Source organism: Exiguobacterium sp. s83, assembly GCF_018617095.1.
GTDB lineage: Bacteria > Bacillota > Bacilli > Exiguobacteriales > Exiguobacteriaceae > Exiguobacterium > Exiguobacterium profundum.
The window spans coordinates 1,686,928-1,706,756 of the sequence record NZ_JACSJP010000001.1; the positions used below are offsets into that span (position 1 = coordinate 1,686,928).

The 19,829-nt window shown below is 52.2% G+C and carries 20 protein-coding genes; 1 reads left to right on the forward strand and 19 read right to left on the reverse strand.

The genetic code is table 11. The features are described from left to right. Positions 1–11: 11 nt before the first annotated feature. Positions 12–740 (reverse strand): DUF3784 domain-containing protein, encoded by a 729-nt coding sequence (locus KNO73_RS08620; RefSeq protein ID WP_214873093.1) that lies wholly within the window; start codon positions 738–740, stop codon positions 12–14. Positions 741–837: 97 nt separating this feature from the next. Next, positions 838–2,079, reverse strand: a complete 1,242-nt coding sequence (locus tag KNO73_RS08625) for a UDP-glucose dehydrogenase family protein (protein ID WP_214730280.1) — start codon at positions 2,077–2,079, stop codon at positions 838–840. Between the two features lie 104 nt (positions 2,080–2,183). Between KNO73_RS08625 and KNO73_RS08630 the strand changes: the two genes are divergently transcribed. Further along, positions 2,184–2,444 (forward strand): hypothetical protein, encoded by a 261-nt coding sequence (locus KNO73_RS08630; RefSeq protein WP_214687439.1) that lies wholly within the window; start codon positions 2,184–2,186, stop codon positions 2,442–2,444. 145 nt (positions 2,445–2,589) lie between these two features. On the opposite strand, the gene KNO73_RS08635 is transcribed toward KNO73_RS08630, so the two are convergent. The 17 genes from KNO73_RS08635 to KNO73_RS08715 all read right to left on the reverse strand — a co-directional run bounded on the left by KNO73_RS08635 (position 2,590) and on the right by KNO73_RS08715 (position 19,821). Continuing rightward, the gene (locus KNO73_RS08635; protein ID WP_214757910.1) at positions 2,590–3,006 is read right to left on the reverse strand and encodes a GNAT family N-acetyltransferase; all 417 of its coding nucleotides are present in this window, start codon (positions 3,004–3,006) and stop codon (positions 2,590–2,592) included. After that, a complete protein-coding gene (locus KNO73_RS08640) occupies positions 3,006–3,944 on the reverse strand; it encodes a glycoside hydrolase family protein (protein ID WP_214814385.1) in 939 nt (312 codons plus the stop codon). The genes KNO73_RS08635 and KNO73_RS08640 overlap by 1 nt, the downstream gene beginning before the upstream one ends. After that, positions 3,941–4,915, reverse strand: coding sequence for a glycoside hydrolase family protein (locus tag KNO73_RS08645; protein ID WP_214873091.1), 975 nt, complete (start codon positions 4,913–4,915; stop codon positions 3,941–3,943). The genes KNO73_RS08640 and KNO73_RS08645 overlap by 4 nt, the downstream gene beginning before the upstream one ends. Before the next feature lie 39 nt (positions 4,916–4,954). Beyond that, positions 4,955–5,653 carry a WbqC family protein gene (locus KNO73_RS08650; protein WP_214757914.1) on the reverse strand — a complete coding sequence of 233 codons (699 nt, stop codon included), beginning with the start codon at positions 5,651–5,653 and terminating at the stop codon, positions 4,955–4,957. Between the two features lie 14 nt (positions 5,654–5,667). Continuing rightward, positions 5,668–6,648, reverse strand: coding sequence for a glycosyltransferase (locus tag KNO73_RS08655; protein ID WP_214873089.1), 981 nt, complete (start codon positions 6,646–6,648; stop codon positions 5,668–5,670). Between the two features lie 42 nt (positions 6,649–6,690). Further along, complete coding sequence (rfbB, locus tag KNO73_RS08660; RefSeq protein WP_214873087.1) at positions 6,691–7,743, reverse strand: dTDP-glucose 4,6-dehydratase; 1,053 nt, start codon at positions 7,741–7,743, stop codon at positions 6,691–6,693. After that, complete coding sequence (gene rfbA / locus KNO73_RS08665) at positions 7,649–8,620, reverse strand: glucose-1-phosphate thymidylyltransferase RfbA (protein ID WP_196431180.1); 972 nt, start codon at positions 8,618–8,620, stop codon at positions 7,649–7,651. Before rfbA ends, rfbB begins: the two co-directional genes overlap by 95 nt. Then, positions 8,617–9,738 carry a DegT/DnrJ/EryC1/StrS family aminotransferase gene (locus tag KNO73_RS08670; protein ID WP_078147557.1) on the reverse strand — a complete coding sequence of 374 codons (1,122 nt, stop codon included), beginning with the start codon at positions 9,736–9,738 and terminating at the stop codon, positions 8,617–8,619. The genes rfbA and KNO73_RS08670 overlap by 4 nt, the downstream gene beginning before the upstream one ends. A gap of 26 nt (positions 9,739–9,764) precedes the next feature. Next, on the reverse strand, positions 9,765–10,742 hold the full coding sequence (locus tag KNO73_RS08675) for a glycosyltransferase family 2 protein (protein WP_214730272.1): 978 nt from the start codon (positions 10,740–10,742) through the stop codon (positions 9,765–9,767). Positions 10,743–10,756: 14 nt separating this feature from the next. Next, entirely contained in the window at positions 10,757–11,869 is a 1,113-nt protein-coding gene (locus tag KNO73_RS08680) for a polysaccharide biosynthesis C-terminal domain-containing protein (protein WP_214873085.1), read from the reverse strand. Further along, positions 11,833–13,089, reverse strand: a complete 1,257-nt coding sequence (locus KNO73_RS08685; RefSeq protein WP_251024877.1) for an ATP-grasp domain-containing protein — start codon at positions 13,087–13,089, stop codon at positions 11,833–11,835. Before KNO73_RS08685 ends, KNO73_RS08680 begins: the two co-directional genes overlap by 37 nt. Then, on the reverse strand, positions 12,998–14,233 hold the full coding sequence (locus tag KNO73_RS08690) for a glycosyltransferase family 4 protein (RefSeq protein WP_251024878.1): 1,236 nt from the start codon (positions 14,231–14,233) through the stop codon (positions 12,998–13,000). Before KNO73_RS08690 ends, KNO73_RS08685 begins: the two co-directional genes overlap by 92 nt. Positions 14,234–14,238: 5 nt before the next feature. Continuing rightward, positions 14,239–15,282, reverse strand: a complete 1,044-nt coding sequence (locus tag KNO73_RS08695) for a polysaccharide biosynthesis protein (RefSeq protein WP_215112348.1) — start codon at positions 15,280–15,282, stop codon at positions 14,239–14,241. 106 nt (positions 15,283–15,388) lie between these two features. After that, positions 15,389–16,027: a sugar transferase gene (locus tag KNO73_RS08700; RefSeq protein ID WP_078147562.1), complete on the reverse strand. Its 639-nt coding sequence runs from the start codon at positions 16,025–16,027 to the stop codon at positions 15,389–15,391. A gap of 3 nt (positions 16,028–16,030) precedes the next feature. Further along, on the reverse strand, positions 16,031–17,182 hold the full coding sequence (gene wecB / locus KNO73_RS08705; RefSeq protein ID WP_078147563.1) for a non-hydrolyzing UDP-N-acetylglucosamine 2-epimerase: 1,152 nt from the start codon (positions 17,180–17,182) through the stop codon (positions 16,031–16,033). Between the two features lie 11 nt (positions 17,183–17,193). After that, the gene (locus KNO73_RS08710) at positions 17,194–18,756 is read right to left on the reverse strand and encodes an oligosaccharide flippase family protein (RefSeq protein ID WP_215112349.1); all 1,563 of its coding nucleotides are present in this window, start codon (positions 18,754–18,756) and stop codon (positions 17,194–17,196) included. A gap of 18 nt (positions 18,757–18,774) precedes the next feature. Next, a complete protein-coding gene (locus KNO73_RS08715; RefSeq protein WP_214810986.1) occupies positions 18,775–19,821 on the reverse strand; it encodes an EpsG family protein in 1,047 nt (348 codons plus the stop codon). Positions 19,822–19,829: the final 8 nt, after the last annotated feature.

A 19,829-nucleotide genomic window follows, 5' to 3' on the forward strand; every position in this document is an offset into this window, starting at 1 on the left:
TGTCCCTTTTTTCAGCGTGAACGAATGTCCTCATATAACTGCCTCGTTTCTTTAAACGAAGACTGATTGAGATAGATTGTTTTGTCTGACCAATCGAGTCGGATCACCGGCTCGACATCACGGTCGATAAAGAGGAGTACATCCTCCCCTGCTTCCGTCCGAAAATGTCCGGTCAGACGCGTTCCCGTATCTGCTCCGTTCGTTCGACGCGCGATATCCGGCAATGTCGTCCATGTCACGTCTTCCACTTCATCAAACGGGACCTCACGACCATAACTGCCTTCAATCACGATCGCTTCATCCGTCACGATCACTTCAGTCGGTTGACTGAACCAAAACATGAGCGCCGGCACACCGACGAGTAATACGACAGAGACGATGATGATTGGAACGAGACGTTTTTTCCCATCTGGCCTCAAGCGCCCCGCTCCATCGTAGATGTTACCGTCATAGCGCTGCATCCGCCAAAGCATCCCGACAATGAATACCATCAGGGCGAGAAAGAACGGCTCGAGCGGAACGTTCCAACCAGACAGTTCGATGAGCGCAATGATGAGAAAAAGCGCACTAATCCCGTAACACATCCAGGCAATCAGTCGCGCCACTTTTTTGATGTCGACCCGCTCCTGTTTCTCTTTCGACATTGTATTGTATCCAGAGATCAAGTGATACCAACCGAGCCTGTCAACCGCGAAGCCTAACGCGATGACGATTCCTGCTGCTAGAATGAGAATCCACATATGCCTCGCCTCCTCTCCTTTCTATACGTCATGACTGCTACAAAAGATTCACGTCTCGCAAAAACAGGACCGCCTATATGAGCGGTCCTGAACAGTTTTAGTTTGAAGTCGGTGTGTTCGACGGACGTTGCATCCGTCCGATTCCTTCGTATGACACATCGCCCGGATCGCGTGCGAACTTCCATGCGTTTCGTGCATCGATCAATCGACGCTGGCGCATGCCGTTGAAAGCATCCGGTGCCAAGTTCACAATCTCATCCCATTCTGTGACGAGAATGGCATAATCGGCTCCCTTCAGCGCCTCTTCAACCGTCGTCGCTTGTGGATAGTCCCACGTCGCAATCGGATCATACCCGATGACGTCCACGTTACGGGCCACCATGTGGTGAGCGAGTAGAATTGATGGGGCATCTCGCATATCGTCCGTTCCTGGTTTAAATGCCAAACCAAGGATAGCCACGCGCATATTCGGTTCAACGTTCAATTTTGAGAGCACGTACTCGATTTGCGTCTCATTCACTTTTGTCGCCGCCCGGATGACACGTAGGTCGATCTCATTTTCACTCGCGACGTGTAGGAGTGCGTTCATGTCTTTCGGGAAGCACGAACCTCCGTACCCGATGCCCGCGTTCAAGAACGAACGCCCAATTCGCGGATCGAGTCCCATCCCGTCCGCAATCGTCGAAATGTCAGCGCCAGCTTGATCGGCTAGACGCGACAAGTCGTTCATGAAGCTAATTTTCGTGGCCAAAAAGGCGTTCGAGGCGTATTTGATGAGTTCTGCATTGATCGGTGTCGTACAGATGAGCGGAACGCCAAGGCGTCCGTAGATTCCTGCCAAGTCTTCTGCAACTTCGAGATTTACACACCCGATGACGACACGGTGTGGTTTCATGACATCTGCGAGCGCGCGTCCTTCTTGTAAAAATTCCGGTACGATCGCAAACGTATGAGAGGGATACATGATGTTCAGTAAGTCTGTCGTGCCGGGCGGGACCGAGCTACGAATGACGATTTTATGCTTCGTGTTTAGTTCCGACAAGACTGCTTCGATATAAGATAAGTCACAGCTTCCATCCGACTTGCTCGGTGTCCCGACCGCAAGAATCAAATAGTCGACCTGCTCCGTATCCGCGATTCGGCTTGTCAGGGTGATCTGGTCGGCGTGCTCTTGCAACACCTCTGCCATGCCTGGTTCATGGAATGGCGGGTGTCCACTCATGAGAAGACGTAGCTTCTCTTCGTCCGCTTCAACCCCGATGACGTGATGACCGGCTTTTGCCAAACCACAAAGTGTAGCCAATCCAACGTATCCTAAACCAATAATTCCAAATTTCACATCAGTTCCTCCTTCAATCATCTTTTATAAGCGTACCGAAACACGCCGAAGAAGTGAAGCTTCTAACACTCTCTCGATGTTCTTTGCTATAATGAGTCAAAATGATGGGTGAAAGGACAAACCGCATGGGCTTAATCGCTTTCTTCTTAGTGACATTATTCGTTTATTTTTGGCTTCCGGTCCGGGGGGGACTGAAAACCTTTTTGCTAGTCTTGATCATGGTGAGCGGATGGCTCTCCATTTTTGAACTCGTCTCGATTCTCGAAGCCCGTCCATGGGTCATCGCGCCAATCCTGATCATCGTTGGATCGATGATTTGGAAAGTACAACGCGACCGGAAACGAGAGCTCAAGAAAAGTGTTTGACCTCGGTCAGGCGCTTTTTCTTTTTGTCGTATTCGATAAAGCTTATCAGTTTCCTGCATTCATCAAAAAATCCTCGTACGATGGACGAGGATCAGCTTCGGTTTGTATTTAACTTTCTTATTCTAAAATACGAGAGAGATGCGTTTCATAATACACTCTCCATGACGAGCACATCATCGATTCGGTCGAGCTCGCTGAAGCCGTGTCGCATGTAGAAGGCAATCGCCCGTTCGTTCGTTGTCTCGACGTGCAAGTGAATCTTCCTTTTGTTCGTCTCGATTGCTTCTTCGCATAACGCTTCCAATAAGGCGTGCCCACTACCGGACGGCGCTTTCGGCAACACGCAAATATGGCTGATGAAGACGATGTCCGTATCCATGTATGCTGCGATTAGCCCGACGAGACACCCGTCATTCCAAATTTCATATGACGTCGCCCGTTCGTAGAGCTTCAAAGCGTATGGCTCTAGCGCCACCCGCTCCGACAGCTTGGTCGGGAACAGGTGATCACACGCCTCAAGATGCGCCACATAGTCAGAGACCGTCCCTTGGTCGCGAGTCATCATACGTCCTCCAAAATTGCGACACCAAATCCATGTCGCCCAAACTCGTTCCCGTTATAGAGAAGATAGTGCCGACCTCCCCACTCGAAGACATGCGGATAACACTCCATGTCCGCGTCCCACCCGTCGGAACTTCGCTCGAATCCGAGCGCCGCATCATCCCGCGTCCAGTCCAACAGATTTTCCGAATAGGCGTAACCTAATCGATATCCGCGTAACGGGTCGGTCCGAAAGCCGAATGTGTCTCGAAAACAGAAGATCATATGGTAGCGTCCGTCCGCTTCGAACACGGTCGGAAGCGCCTGACTCTCGTCCGCAATCGTATCCGAAACGATTCTTCCGTGACGCTTGAACGTCTGTCCATCTTCTGACGTGGCGAGCGCAATCTTATACGTTCGTTCCTGGACGCCATCCGGCCCCTCTTTCCATGTCGTCCCGTAAATGTAATACATATAGTATTGTTCCCGTGTGACGACAAAGGGGTCGCCGACGAGAAACGGTTCCTCGATGCTCGCCGATAATACTGGTCCGTCTCCGAGCCGTTCGAACGTCTCTCCCTCGTCCCGACTGACAGAGAGGCCAATCCCCGTTTCGACAGCTACCGAGTCACGACGGCTCCAGCCACTCGTATAGCCATAAAGCCCATCACGTGTCCGTGTGACGTGAAATGGGAAAATCCCGTGTTCGTCGAACGTCCCCCGTTTTCCAAGGGGGATGATCTCATCTGTGGACACGTCGATGATGTTGAAATCACGTGTCATGTCCACGTATCGGACGTGGCTCTTGAACATGTCACCATCCGGTTCACGGGTCGAGAAATAGATGCGCACAAAATCCTCGAAGACGAGCGCCTGAGGGGACTGGGCGAACGAGGAGTACTTCCCGAAAAATCCGTACGGCTCCGGGTCGAAGATGTGTCCGAGTTTCTTCCACTTCATCTCGCTCCCTCCTTGCGCTCCGCGATGCCGAATCCTTCTCGTCCGACTTCATTCCCCAAGTAAAGTAAATACCGTTTCCCGTTCAACGTGAACGTATGGGGGTAGGCGACCATCTCGTCATCGAATCCTGATTCTGTCCGCGAGAACTTCATCACGTCATCGTCACGCGTCCAATGGAGGAAATCCGGAGAAGAGGCATATCCGATTCGATACGTCCGCTCGGGATTTTTCCGATAATCGGTCGCGTCGCGGTAACAGAAAAACATATGATAGCGTCCATCCTCATAAAAGACGTCTGGACTAGCCTGCGCCTCATTCGGAAGTACGCTTTCAATCAAATCGCGTCCCGCTTTCACCCACGTGACCCCGTCCTTCGACGTGGCCAGCCGAATCTTATACACCGGTTCCGGACGTTCACCATCCATGATCCACTCTCGTCCGGCGATATAGAACAACACCCACGTGTCCTGAAAACGCCGAATCTTCGGTCCGCTCAAGATGAAGGGTTCGTCGATCGTATACGATAGGATCGGTCCTGGACCGACGCGCTCGAACGTACGTCCGCCGTCTCGACTGATGGCTTTTCCGATATTCACATTAAATGGAACGGACACCGTACGCGTCCAGCCCCCGTAATAGGCATGTACCTCATCCCCGACCTCAATCGCCGAAAACGGATAGACACCAAACTCGTCGAACGTCCCACGTGCACCGAGCTCCAATATCGGTCGTTCACTCACCCGAAGAATCGAGAAATCTTCTTTTGCGACATCCACATACCCGCTGTGACTGACGTATCGTCCATCAATCGGCTTCGGTCGACAGCTGAAGTAGATCCGCAAATAGGTATCGCGTTCCAACACACAAGGTCCTTGTGCGAACGCATCCATCCAGTCGAGTGATGCGTCTCGCTGAGGGCTGAAGAATAGACGTCGATTGGTCCATTCAAATGATGTGTTCAACGTGTTCATCCCCTTTCCTCTAATCGTTGCGTCCACTATCTCGTCCGATTAGACGAGCGTATAGGCGTGGAGCAATTCACGCACTTTCGTCTTCGAATTGAACATCAAGACATCGATAATGGACAAGTTGGGCGTGAACGGATGACCAAATTGAGCATATTCCACCGCATCCATCTGGATAAAATCAAGCGGCACCCCGGATTCCGCAAACCGCTGTTTGTCATAAAGTTCCTGCCCGCCGATCGCATTGATATAATGCGAGGTACGCAAGTGATGACAAATCTCGAGCACCAGTTGTTCACACTTCAGCGACTTGTCGTAGTCGAGCGAAGAGGCGACCAATAACTCCGTATCCATCTCGAGATAGTCACGCACTTCCGTCAATAACGTTTCTAGATAAGTGGCGACATTGCGTTCCTCATTTTGAATGATTCGTTCCACCATCGGCATGACGTCGGCATAACTTGGTGCGCGTTGATATGCATGGTGTAATAAGCGCAGTTGATAGCTCTCATGAACTGGATCGAGAATCCGCTCATGCTCACGGATCGTACGATGTTGTGTCATATGATCGATTTTCAGATGGATCGGTTTGATATGTCCCTCGACCAAAATGCGGTTTCGATGAATCCATCCTCGTTTCGCAAATTGCACATGGTCCAAGATGACGAACTGGTCCACCGCGTTCATCAATTGAATATAACCGAGGTATGGGAAGTAGTACGGCTGCATAATCCCTAATTTCATTTGAGCCGCCTCCCTTAGCCCAGCTGGAACGAGCGCATGCGAATCAACCACTCCATCAAGTGCGGATGTCGTACCATCAAGTAGGGACGTAGCCGCTCTCTCCCGACGAAACGCTCCACATATCGGTCATACCGGGGAGACTTCAGCGCTTGAAAATCTCGTCGGAGCCGATGCAAGCCGACTTCGAACGATAAGCGAGAGATTTCGATTTCTTGATGAAATCTGCCATCCGTATAGGAATCGAATGCATCCATCATTCGGATGAATGCCTCCATCCGCTCAATATCGCGCTCCCTGTTTCGTTGACGCCACTTGGTGGTGACCGACCCGGACACACCGAATCGATATACGCTCATCACCTCAGGCATGTAGTAGGCGTAACCTTGGCTTGCGACGTGCAGTTTGAGCGCGCCGTCGAAGGCGGGCGTATCGCCGATCCAATCTAACAGATCGTCTGTCAGTCCATTCCGGTACAGCATGGACATCGTCGGAATGAAACCGAGTAGCTGTAACTCCCCGGCATGATAGGTCCGTGGCTCCGTCGAGGCATACTTTCTGTTTTCAGGCATCCACGGGATGACGCGCCATCCGGTATGGAGTGTGTCGTCCGTTTCGACATACGCATCATGAAAACAGAGCGTACAGTCCGGATGGGCTTCCATATAGTCGACTTGTTTCTGCAACTTGTGTGGGTCGGTCCAGTAGTCGTCCCCGTCACAAAGGGCGATGTACTTGCCACGCGCCCTCTCTTCGTTTAACAGATTCACCATGACCCCTTGAGAATATTGGTTTTCCGTTTGATAGATGACCCGAATCCGGTCCGGATGTTGTTTTTCATATTCGCGCACGATATCCGCCGTCCGATCCGTTGAGGCATCCTCATGAATGAGGATTTCAAATTCAAAATCCGTTTCCTGCATCAAAAATCCTTCAATCGTTTTAGCGATGTACGTTTCGTGGTTATACGTGATGCAGTCGATGCTGACCATCACCATGTCGATTCCCTCCTTTCCCCGGGATGATAGAACGGCTCCGATTTAGGAAGAATACATGTCTTGATAATAGGTTTTGTACGCTCCCGAAACGATGCGCTCGACCCATTCCGGATGTGATCGGTACCATTCAATCGTCTCTTCGATTCCTTGTTCAAAACTGTAGCGTGGCACCCACCCGAGTTCGTCTTGCATTTTCTTCGCGTCAATGGCATAACGACGGTCGTGACCAGGGCGATCCGTCACGAATTGGATGCGGTCATTGGGTAAGTCAAACGTCTGTAAAATCGTTCGGACGAGCTCGAGGTTCGTCTTCTCGTTATGTCCGCCGATGTTATAGACTTCTCCGACTCGTCCCTTTTGTCGAACGAGATCGATGGCTTCACAGTGGTCCTGCACATGTAACCAATCTCGGATATGTCCTCCGTCCCCATATACTGGGAGTAGTTGATCGGTCATACAATGGTGTACCATGAGCGGAATCAATTTCTCAGGGAATTGATACGGACCGTAATTGTTGCTACAACGGGTGATCTTAATCGGTAAGCCGTACGTCTCATGATAGGAACGAACGAGCAAATCAGACCCGGCCTTCGAGGCGGAATAAGGACTGTTCGGGGAAAGTGGTGTCGCTTCTGTAAAGAACCCCGTCTCCCCGAGCGACCCGTATACCTCATCTGTCGAGACATGGACGAAACAGACGTCATCTCGGTATTCTCGACTGTATTTATCGTCCGGATCCCGTTTCCAATGACGCATGGCCGCGTCGAGCAACACTTGTGTGCCCAGGATATTCGTCGAGAGGAACAACTCCGGCTCAAGGATACTTCGGTCGACATGCGATTCCGCCGCAAAATGCACGACTTCGTCAATCTCAAAGAGAGAGAACAGTTCGTCAATCGCCGGACGGTCGCGGATGTCTACTTTCCGAAACACGTAGAGCGGGTCGTGCTCGAACGCTTGGACGTTCTCTAAATTGCCGGCATAGGTCAACGCGTCGACGTTAAGGATGCGTGACGTTGGATGTTTGTCCCGAAAGTGTTTTATGAAATTTGAACCGATGAACCCGGCTCCGCCAGTCACTAGGATCGTATGCATTGGTCTGTTCTCCTTCCTCTAGAAGCGATATCAAATACTGTCCGTAATCGGTCATCTTGAGCGTCTGACCGATGTCGGCCAATTGCTCTCGCGTGATGAACCCACGACGCCATGCAATCTCCTCCAGACATGCGATGTAATAACCTTGCCGTTCCTGTACTGTCTGTACGAAAATGGAAGCTTTAATCATCCCTTCAGGTGTCCCGGTATCGAGCCATGCCATCCCGCGACCGAACAAGACGACGTTCAACTCGCCTCGTTCCAAATACATTTGATTGATCGACGTGATCTCGAGCTCGCCGCGTGGCGACGGCTTCACTTGTTTCGCAAACTCGACGACTTGATTGTCATAAAAGTAAAGCCCCGGTACCGCATAATTGGATTTCGGGACCGCCGGCTTCTCTTCGATGGACAAGACGCGTCGATCCGCATCGAACTCGACGACACCGAATGCCCGTGGGTCCTTGACCGGATATCCGAACACCGTCGCGCCTGACTGTCGCTCTTTCGCATCCTGTAAAAAGCGCGTCAAGTTCGGCCCATAGAAGACGTTATCCCCTAAGATGAGGCAAACGGAGTCGTCCCCGATGAACGATTCTCCTAGAATGAAGGCATCCGCGAGACCGACCGGACGCTCTTGTACTTGGTACGTAATCGAGATTCCAAGTTGATGCCCGTCACCGAACAGTCGCTCATACCCGGAGATGTCTTTCGGGGTCGAGATCAATAAAATCTCCTTGATGCCGGCGAGCATCAGCACCGACATCGGATAATAGATGAGGGGCTTGTCATAGATCGGCAACAGCTGTTTCGAGACTGCTTTCGTCATCGGGTAGAGACGCGTCCCGTTCCCACCCGCTAGAATGATTCCTTTCATCGTTCATTCCCTCCTTCAAGGATTACGTCACAAATGCGGTCGATCATCTCCATTGTCATGTCCGGATAGAGCGGTAACGTGATCACCCGATCCGAGACGTACGTGGCGTTCGGTACGGATGCGTCGAATGCGTAGCAGGAAAAATCGGTCACGAGTGGATAAAAGTACTTCCGGGCGAGAATCCCATGCTGCGCTAAGGATGCCATCATGTCATCGCGTGCCGCTCTCCCTTTCTTGACGAGAACTGGATAGTACGCATAGTTGGACTCCGTCCGTTCATCCCGAAGGTTCAAGCGTAGAAATGAAGCGTCCGCTAAACGGGTGTCGTATCGCTCGACCAAACGTTTTCGCTTTTCAATGTCGGCATCGATCCGTGGGAGGTTGCACCGTCCCATCGCCGCCTGAAACTCGTTCATCTTGGCGTTGCCCCCGACCGATTCGACGGATTCTGGTCCGGTAATCCCAAAGTTGACGGCTTGATGAATCGCTTCGACGTAACGGGCATCCCGGAACGTGAGCGCACCACCCTCAATCGTGTGAAACACTTTTGTCGCATGAAAGCTGAACATCGTCAGGTCGCCGAACGTCGAGACGTCGCGCCCGTCTTGCCGGACACCGAACGCGTGCGCCGCATCGTAGAGGACATGAAGTCCATGGCGTTTTGCGAGTTGTTCGATCGCCTCCACGTCACATACGTTCCCATACACATGAACGGGTAGGATAGCCGTCGTCCGTTCCGTGATCAACGCCTCGATTTTGTTGACGTCAATCGTGTAGTTTATCGGGTTGATGTCACAAAAGACAGGAGTGATCTGTTTTCGGATGAGCGCATGCGTCGTCGAGGCGAACGTGAACGGTGTCGTGATGACCTCACCCGTTAACCCGAGCACATCAATCGCCGTCTCGAGGGCCAGGTGACCGTTCGTCAATAAGGAGACGTGCGGGACGTTTAGACGCTGCTCTAACTCTTCTTCTAACGCTCGCACATGCTCGCCACGATTGCTCAAGTGACGCGATTCCCAAAGGGGGCGAATCATCTCGACATACGTCTCAAAATCCGGCATACTCGGTCGCGTGACGGGAATGATGGCATCTGTTTCTACATTTGAACCACTCATGGTGAAATCGCCCCTTTTCCTTTCGTTCACGCGAATGCCCAATTTCGTATTTTAATGAGCCATTCTGTTACATGTGGCTGCTTGATCATCAGGTAAGGTCGGATTCGATCGATTCCGACGAACCGATTCAGATACGCGTCATATCGAGTAGAACGTAACGCATCATACTCTCCCTTCAATCGGTGGAGCCCCACCTCAAAGGAAATCCGTGACAACTCCAGCTCTTGATGGTATTTCCCATCGGTATAGGCATCAAATAAGTTGATGAACCGAATGAACTCCTCATGTCGCTTCACGTCACGTTCGACATTCCCCTCGTTCCAAATGGTCGTCGCCGACCCTTCGACCTCGTAGCGATAGACACTCATCACTTCCGGCATGTAGTAGGCGTATCCCCTGCTCGTGATATACAAGCGAATCGATGCATCTCGCGCCGGCGTCTCTTCGAGCCATCGCGGGGCGTCACGGAAATCGTTCACATACAACATGGACATCGTCGGAACGAACCCGAGTAACTGCAACTCACCGGCGTCATACGTCCGGGACACGGATGAGGCGAGCTTTCGATTTTCCGGCATCCATGGAATGACGTGCCAATTCGTGTGGAGCTTCCCACCTGTCTCGACATACGCATCGTGGAAACAAAGCGTACAGTCCGGATGGGCTTCCATGTAGTCGACTTGTTTTTGCAGTTTGTAAGGGTCCGTCCAATAATCGTCCCCGTCACATGTTGCGATGTATTTGCCGCGTGCCCGCTCCTCGTTCATTCGACCGATGAATACACCTTTTGAATATTGATTCTCCGTCTGATAGATGACATTGAATTTTTCAGGATATTTCTGAACGTATTCCCGGATGATGTCTGCCGTCCGATCCGTCGAGGCGTCATCATGGATGAGAATCTCGACCTCGAAGTTCGTGCGCTGTGACAAAAAGCCTTCAATCGCCTGAGCGATGTACTTCTCGTGATTGTATGTGATGCAGTTGATGCTCACCATGACCATGATGAATCCCTCCTTTATGAGACTTCCGCGTCTTGTGCGACAGTGACTGGATAGGTGTCCGGTTGACTCGCGTCGAACGGCTCGTTCACCCACATCACCGTCACCAAATCTTTCACGCCCGTGTTTTCGATATGATGGACGTAACCTGGCGGAATCTCGATGACTTCAAGCTGTTCTTCACTGACATGGAACGAGATGATCTGATCTTGGTCCATCAACCGGAGCCGAATCACGCCTTCACCGCTGACGACGATGAATTGTTCATGTTTCGACTCATGCCAGTGCTCCCCTTTTGTGATTCCGGGTTTGGCCACGTTGACGGAGACTTGACCACGATCAGGCGTCTTAAACAGTTCTGTGAACGATCCCCGCACGTCCTGATGCATCAAGAGAGGCGTGACCATCCGTTCTTTCGGCAAGTAACTTAAGTACGTGCTGTATAGCTTTTTCGTAAAAGGATCCGATACATCCGGTACTCCTCTAGCCATACGGACCGCTTCGAACGATTCAATCATTCGGGCGAGGTCGAATAATGTGATCTGGCGTGTCGGGACGTCTGAATCAGTGCTTTCTGATTTATGCAGCACCCCTACAAACGATGCGACGACGTCATCGACATGGGCGAGCGTCAACACATGATTGGGATGCGTGACCGTGACGTCCTCTCCTCGTGCAATCTGATAACAAAACGTCGTAACCGCACTGTTATAGAATGGTCTCCCCCATTTGCCGAACAGGTTCGGGAGCCGATATATGTGAACCGGTGCCCCGCTCCGTTGACCGTACAGCCGCAAAATGTCCTCCGCTTCTCGTTTACTGTTTCCGTAAGGATTGTCTTGAGTCGCTTGAATCGACGAGGCAAAAAAGACGGGGACCGGATTATAGGACAGCAATTCGGTGGCGATCGCCTCGGTCAAGTCGACGTTTCCCGTCGTGAATTCTTCGACTCGTTCGGGACGGTTCACTCCGGCCACATGATAGACGGCGTCCGCTCGACGCAGATAGCTGCTTCGTTCCATGAATGAGGTCGAACGGGTGATCGGGAGGACGAGATGCCCAGCCCGCTCCAAGGCGTGAACGAGGTGTCTGCCTAAAAAACCGTTCGCACCGGTGACGACGATGTCCATGATTCTCCCTCCGTTTCTTCGGTTGACTTGATGTGTAAGGTCAGCCATCGCCCGGGATGTTCGACGAGTCGAAGCATCGTCTCGACGTCTTCAAACTCCAGAATCAAACTACCGAGTGCTTGATTTGCCCCTTCGAAGCGCGGGACCACATCTCCGACGTTGTAATAGATGTTCGCTTGTCGAATCGTATATGCGTCCTCATCGAAATGGACGCCCATGAATCGCCCCGTTTCTTGACTGCCGATGATGAAATAGGAGGACGGCACGGTCACTGGTTTCATCTCGAGCGTCACCGGCATCCCGAGTGCGACATCAATCGTCGCTTGGACCAAGTCGACGCCTGTCGCTTGTTCGATGATTTGTGGGATGTAATTCCCTCCGTTCCGTGGACCGATATCCATCAGATAGACGTCTTCTCCTTTGACGAAGATGTCAAAGTTGAACGCGCCTTGCTTGAAGCCGACTTCAGTCAACATGCGTTGCAACGTCTGATGGACTCGCTCAAGCACGTGAGGCGGATGTACACTCGGGAAACTCGCACTGATTGGGGCGAACGGGTTGACTCCGTTCACATTGAAGTGTCCGTTTCCGAAACAACGAAACACCAACTCCCCGTCGACGACAAATCCATCACCACCTATTTGATAGCCATCTCGCGTGATAAACTCCTCCACGACCACTTCCTGATTGAATGACATCGTAAATGCCACTTGGAGATGGCGACGAAGCTGATCAATCCCGTGCCCCCGACTCCACTTGCTGATCCCTTTACTCCCAGAGGCGTCGGCCGGTTTGATGATATATTCACCTGCTCGCTCCCGTAACGTGTCGATCGCCGTTTCCAGTTCGGTGAACGCAAAGGCTTCCGGGACGGCAAAGTCATATCGCTGTAGGAATGTTCGAAACTTCGCTTTATTCGTCAACGTTTCGACCGTTTCAAGCGAGTTCGTCGCCAATCCGAGTGCCTCCCCGACATAGGCGGCCGTTCGTGCCGCCGGATCGGAGGCATAGGCGACAATCCCATCGATGCCTTCCTCTCTCGCGATGGCGAGGACCGCCTCCCGATCAAGGGTGCTCGTACAGTAATAACGGTCGGCCACGAGGCGACCCGGATTATCCGGTAGATAGTCACAGAGAACGGTGAATATCCCTTGTTGTTTCGCTTTTTGGATGATGGGAACTTGATGCATCGCTCCCCCGAGCAACAGCAGCTTCAGCATGGTGAGAATCTCCTTTGCGATAGAGTGGTTGGAGTAAGTCGACGTAGACGGCAGCCGTGTTGGCGTTCAGTCTTGGCGTCACGAGTTCTTTTGATTGCTGTCCGTGATCTGTCAATCGTTCGGGATGGTCGAGATAGTGTTTCAGTTCGGTCACGAGTGATGCCACGGTCGGTTCGCATTTGTAACAGTTGATTCCTTCGTGAAGATGACGCGCGACGTTGTTAACGTCATGGCTGACGACGATACCCATCCCGGACGCGCAGGCTTCAATGATGCTGAGATTTCCGTTCGAATAGGTCGCCGGCAACACGAGAATATCTGAACTTCGGTAAACGAGATTCAACCCGTTCCACGACTCGATTTCGTCAAGGAACGTGACGTCCGTCAATTGCTCATCCTCGATATATCGACGACATGCATCCGCGAGATGTCCGTCGCGATTGAGCGACATGGAAAGGTTCGGATATTCTTCTTTCAAGATTCGATACGCTTCTAAGGCGACGAGCGGTTGATAACGTTCAATTAAGCGATTGGCAAACAACAGATGAATCGGGTCGTTTGGTCCTTTCTGACGTAACGGGTGCAACATGTGCGTCTCGATATCGATTGGATAAGGGACCGAAACGACTTTCGCAGAAGGAAAACCGAGTTCCTTGATAAATTGATTGCATGCGACGTTTCCCATTCCAAAAATCAAATCAGCCCGCTGGAACAAATGATGAATCCGTGTCGCCTTGTGCAAGCCGTTCTCGCTTGTCAATAACGTCGATTCTCCGCTCGTCTCGCCCCGTACGTTTCGAATCGGCTCGCTCATGACGACGACGCGCACCCCGAACAGTTTGACGATCTGTAAGAGCAGGGCATGGAACGGGGTAAAACCACCCAGTAGCAAGATATGCGGTCGAAATCGGATGAGTTGGAGAAAGACGTCGAGCGACAGATAGTTCGTCTTTTTCGAGAAATAGGAGCCTTTCAAGACGCGACAGCGTTTACCGAGTGGGATGACCCACCAGTCAGGTCGCTGATTGGTGATTTGTTTATAAAACCAAAACTCGGTATCCATATGCTCATGAAGCACATCAGCAAATTTCACTTGATACGGGGAAGCGATATTGGATAAGAAGACGAGTCGTTGTCTGGTCATCACACTCACCCGATTCGTTTTGCGGAAGCAGGAATCGTCCATTTCGCGAGTTCTTCCTGGATGTAAGGTAACGTCAACAAGAGTTCCTTCACTTCTTCCACATCGAGCTGTCTCGTATTGTTCGAGTTGTACTCACCTTGAGCCGTCAGCTCCTGGCTGCCTTCACTGAAGTACTTCTCGTAGTTCAAGTCTCGATTGTCGGCCGGGACGCGGAAGAATCCCCCCATGTCCTCGGAGACGACTTTCTCTTCTCGGGTCATCAACGTCTCGAACGCTTTCTCGCCGTGGCGGGTCCCGATGACTTTGATGGGAAGATCGACCCCGAACAGTTGTTTCACGGCTTCCACGAGTACACCGATCGTCGAAGCCGGTGATTTTTGGACCATGATGTCACCGGCATGCGCATGATGGAATGCGAAGACGACGAGCTCGACCGCATCGGCCAGGCTCATCAAAAAACGTGTCATGAGCGGATCGGTCACGGTGAGCGGCTCCCCTTTTTTAATTTGTTCAACGAATAATGGGATGACCGACCCACGCGAGGCCATCACGTTCCCGTAACGGGTCCCGCAGATGAGCGTCCGGTCTGGTCCGACCGCACGGGCCTTGGCGACGAAGACTTTTTCCATCATCGCTTTGGAGATTCCCATCGCATTGATTGGGTAGGCCGCCTTATCCGTCGAGAGACAGATGACCTTCTCCACCCCCGCTTCGACGGCGGCATTCAAGACGTTTTCCGTACCGAGAATATTCGTCTTCACCGCTTCAATCGGGAAAAACTCACATGAGGGAACTTGTTTCAGTGCCGCCGCATGGAAGACGTAATCGACGCCATACATGGCATTTTTGATGCTGTTCGGGTCCCTTACATCACCAATGTAGAATTTTAACTTGTCATGATGATAGCGATTGCGAATGTCTTCTTGTTTCTTCTCATCCCGTGAAAAGATGCGAATCTCTTTGATGTTCGTATCGAGGAATCGCTCCATCACGGCGTTGCCGAACGATCCCGTCCCACCCGTGATGAGCAATGTTTTGTTGGAAAACATAAGAAGGCTCCTTTCGTAGATGTCTAGTCTCAGATGTAGGAAGAGCGGTATGTCATCATTTACCCGGTTGGTCTCACTTAAATTGGTAACTTAATGGAAACCGTTATCATTTTTTCGCAACATGCATCATCTTCTTTTCTTCAGACGACGGGCTCGGTTGGGGCGCCCCTTCCACGATTCCGTCCCGGAGCAAGACGTTCCGAACGGTCAAGGCGATACAGCGCAGGTCGAACCAAAAGCTCATCTGGCGCACGTACTCCCCGTCAAGTTTCGCCTTCACCTCAATCGGAAGCTCATCTCGACCCTTCACCTGTGCCCACCCGGTCAGCCCCGGTAGCGCTTCTGTCGCGCCCACTTGTCGACGGGCCTCGACCAAGTCATCTTGATTCCACAGTGCGGGTCTCGGTCCGACGATGGCCATCTCGCCTTTTAAAATGTTGACGAGCTGTGGCAATTCATCGAGACTCGTCTTGCGAAGAAACGCCCCGACGCGCGTGATGTGTTTCGTGGAGTCGTTAAACAGATGTGTCGGGACATCGTTCGGGGTGTCCTGATGCATCGTCCGGAACTTATACATCCAAAAGCGTGTCTCCCGTAACCCGATGCGCTTTTGTTTGAAGAAAACGGGACCCGGCGAATCGATTTTGATCAAGAGGGCGATGAGGAGCAGGAACGGTGCGAGAAGAAGGAGCGCCACTCCGCTGAGCGTCCCGTCGAAGATTCGTTTGAACGTCATATAGTCCATGGCTCACACCTCTTTCTTCTCGGTCGACACCGTGTGCTGTTTCCACACCTCTCGCATCACATAGTCCGTGTAGGACAACAAGATGCGCAGCACCTTATCAGAGACGTTCGGCATGGCGTAATCGCTCACGAGTCGCATCGAGCCATCCGTCTCTTCTAAGATTCGAAGCGCCTGCAGCACTCGCTCCCGCTTCAATCCGACCATCATCGCCGCCCCTTCCTCCATCGCCTCCGGACGTTCATGCGCTTGGCGGATATTCAATCCTTTGATTCCAAGAATCGAACTCTCTTCACTAATCGTGCCGCTGTCTGACAACACGGCCTTCGCATGGAGTTGCAGGTGGACGTAGTCACTGAAGCCGAGCGGTTTGAGGGTACGAATGTTCGGATGGAGACGCACCCCGCTCTCACGAATACGTTTTGCCGTCCGGGGGTGGGTGCTGACGATGAGTGGAAGCTGGTACGTGGTCGCGACCGCATTGAGCGTGTCGACGAGATCGAAGAAGTTCTCGTCATCACTGATGTTTTCATCGCGATGGGCCGATACGACGAAATAGGCATCTCGCTCCAAGTCGAGCTGCTCGAGCACGTCTGACCGCTCAATCTTATCCCGTTGACGGTGGAGTACCTCGTACATCGGGCTCCCCGTCTTGATGATGCGGTCCGCCGGTAACCCTTCACGAAGTAGATACTCGCGTGCGATATCGCTATAGGTCAGGTTGATGTCGGCGATATGGTCGACGATGCGACGATTCGTTTCCTCCGGGACCCGTTCGTCAAAACAACGATTCCCCGCCTCCATGTGAAAGATGGGGATGTGGTGGCGTTTTGCGGCGATGGCTGCGAGACAGCTGTTCGTGTCCCCGAGTAACAAGACCGCGTCCGGACGAACAGATGCGAGCACGGGATCGATGGTGATGAGGATATTCCCAATCGTCGCCATCGGACCATCCGCCGAGGCGTCTAACACATAATCCGGTGTCCGGAGTCCGAAGTCTTCAAAGAAAATCTCATTCAATTCATAGTCATAGTTTTGTCCCGTATGAACGAGCACATGATCGATTGCCTCGGAGGCTTCGAGACGTGCCATCACGGCGGACAATCGAATGATTTCGGGTCTGGTCCCAACAATCGTCATGACCTTGAGTCGTTTCATCTTGTTCCCTCCTAGGATGTGTGGTGAATGGATAGGATGCGTAGTTTCAATTGAGCGAACACTTGGCGGAACATGGCTTTCTCCGTCTCATCAAATGCGAGTCCCCACATGATCACTGTGTAAATACTGATGAGCACGATTCCCTTCACCCCGAAGCCGAACCAATTCGAGGACGGGAAGAAGAACTGGATCCCCCAGCCGATGAGCGTGTACAGGAGAATACCGGGCAAGAGCTTCAGATGGCACTTGCGGAAAAAGTTGAGGATGTCGAGACCGAGGACCCGATGGTAAATCACGTTCATATAGAAGACGAGCCCGACGATGTTGCCGATACAAATGGCGATGGCCGCACCGATCGGACCAAAGTGTGGAATCAACAGTGGTGAGAGCGTCATACTGATGGCGGCCACGATGAGGGCGGCGAACGCCCGATACTTCACTTTGTTCTCGGCAATGAGTGTCGTATTGCCGATGTCTTGCGTCAACGTGATCACACTCGGTGCGATCAAGAGAAGCGCGATGACGTAGGAGTCGGTGAAGTCTGGTCCGACCCATAGGTGCATGAACTCGCGCCCGAGGATGAAGAACGAAGCGAGAATGAGTCCGACGATATATAGCTGAATCCGACCGATGCGGACGAAGAGATAACTGATGGCCTCACGATCGTTTCGGGACAACATCCGACTGACCTTCGGAAGGAATAAGTAACCGAGCGAGGCCGCGATGGTCCAGACATACCCTTCGATGACCATCCCGACGGAAAAGAGGGCGATCGAGGCACTGCCTGCTAGAATCCCCAGTAGGCTCGGGGTGATGTTCAACACGAAGCGTTGGGCGACGAGCGTGATCGTGCTCCAGGACGTGAAGCTAAAGATGTCCCGATAAATCCCCTTCTCTCGATTCTGAAAGTTGGCACGGACGAGAGTCTTGCGCCGAATGAAGACGTACTCGATGAGTAAGACGATCGTGCCGACCAACGCATTGACGATGACGAGGGCATACAACCCATAGCCGAGAAGAAGCGCGGTGACCATCAAAGCGACCGTCCCGACCTTCTCAGCGAGATGCAGGGCACTCGAGAAGAGGAATTGTTCATGGGATACGAGAATGCCAGAGAATGGCTTCGTCGGGAACGAGACGACGATGAACAGTCCCGCGATCACATAGAGGACTTTCAACTGTTCGAGCTCGGTCGCCGTCAGACTCGAGTAAATCGAGTCCAAGAAGAAGTAGACGACGGTGAGGATGAGGAAGAGGACGAGCGAGATGGCGATGAACAGTTTATAGGCGATGCCTAAAAATCGTCCCGCCCGCTCGTGGTCCCCCTCCGCCATATACTTGCTCATGAATCGTGAGACGGCTGCATCGAGCCCGAAGTCCATCGCAAACATACTGATGAGCGAGATGGTCAGCATATACAACCCGTAACTCGCCTGCCCGATCTCATGAATCATCCACGGCGTATAGATGAGACCGGATAAGATGCCGAAAAAGATTTGCGTGTAGGACATGACCGCCCCGATCTTGATTTTGCGGTTACTGGCTGCCTCGTCTAGCGTCATGCGTGTCGACATATGCTTCACCTCCTCGTGTTACCAAAAGAACGAATACACCGGCGCTTCGCGAATGAACAAGAGACCGAGCAACATGACCGCCGAGTAATAGACGACGAGTCGTTCCCGCCGCTCGAACGTGCCGACAATCTCCGGAATCATCAACAGCAGGAAGAGCGAGAAGTATTGGACGAGCCTCATCATGGATGGGTTCAAGAACGTCAACGGCAAGAGACAGGCGGCGAGTAACAGCGCATTGAAGAAATGGATGGCAGATGGATTGTTCGCCAGAATTTGATCTTTTCGCCATAATGCCACGAAGAGGACGGAGAGCAACATCAGACTGAAGTTGACCGCCCCGGCGCCGTCCATGGCGCTGTACGTATCGTAGCCAGACACTTGGACGAGCAGGTCGAAGAATGGATTCCGGAAGACGAACAATCCGACGATGACCCCGAACATGGTCATCACATACGCCTTGGTCAGTTGCTTGTTCGCTAAAAAGTAGAACGGGACGAAGATGAGCGAAGATTTATGAATCGTCATGGCGATGCATACGAGCAGGAGGAACCAGCCCAACTTCCGCGCCCGCACGAAATGGTAGCCGACGAGCACGACGAGCGCGGTCGCCACCGTTTGCCGTAACCCGGTGACGGCGAAGAATTCGTAGAAGAGGACCGAAAAGAGCAGGAAGCTGATGAGCGGTTCGCTCGAGTATTTGTAGATGAAATAGCCGAGCGGGATCATGAAGATCATCGCGATGAGAACGAGATACACTTGATAGTCCGTGATCACGTACTGGATGAGACGTTGGAACAGGTAGAACCCCGGGTCCTCGCTCTCCGTGAAGACGATTTCAAAGAAACGGTCGGTGAACGCACCGAGCGGCAACGTTTGCGACTGCAGGAAGAGTGCCTTGTACTGCGCCGTATCGGCCCCGACCGTGACGTCTCGGAAGCCTGACAAGACGATCCATTGAATCGTGGCGAACGATACGAACCAAGCCCGGCGACTCGGAATCTCGTGACGGATCAACAACATTCCCCAACCGACCAACAGCGCCATATTGACTAAATAGATCGTCATCTCCATCC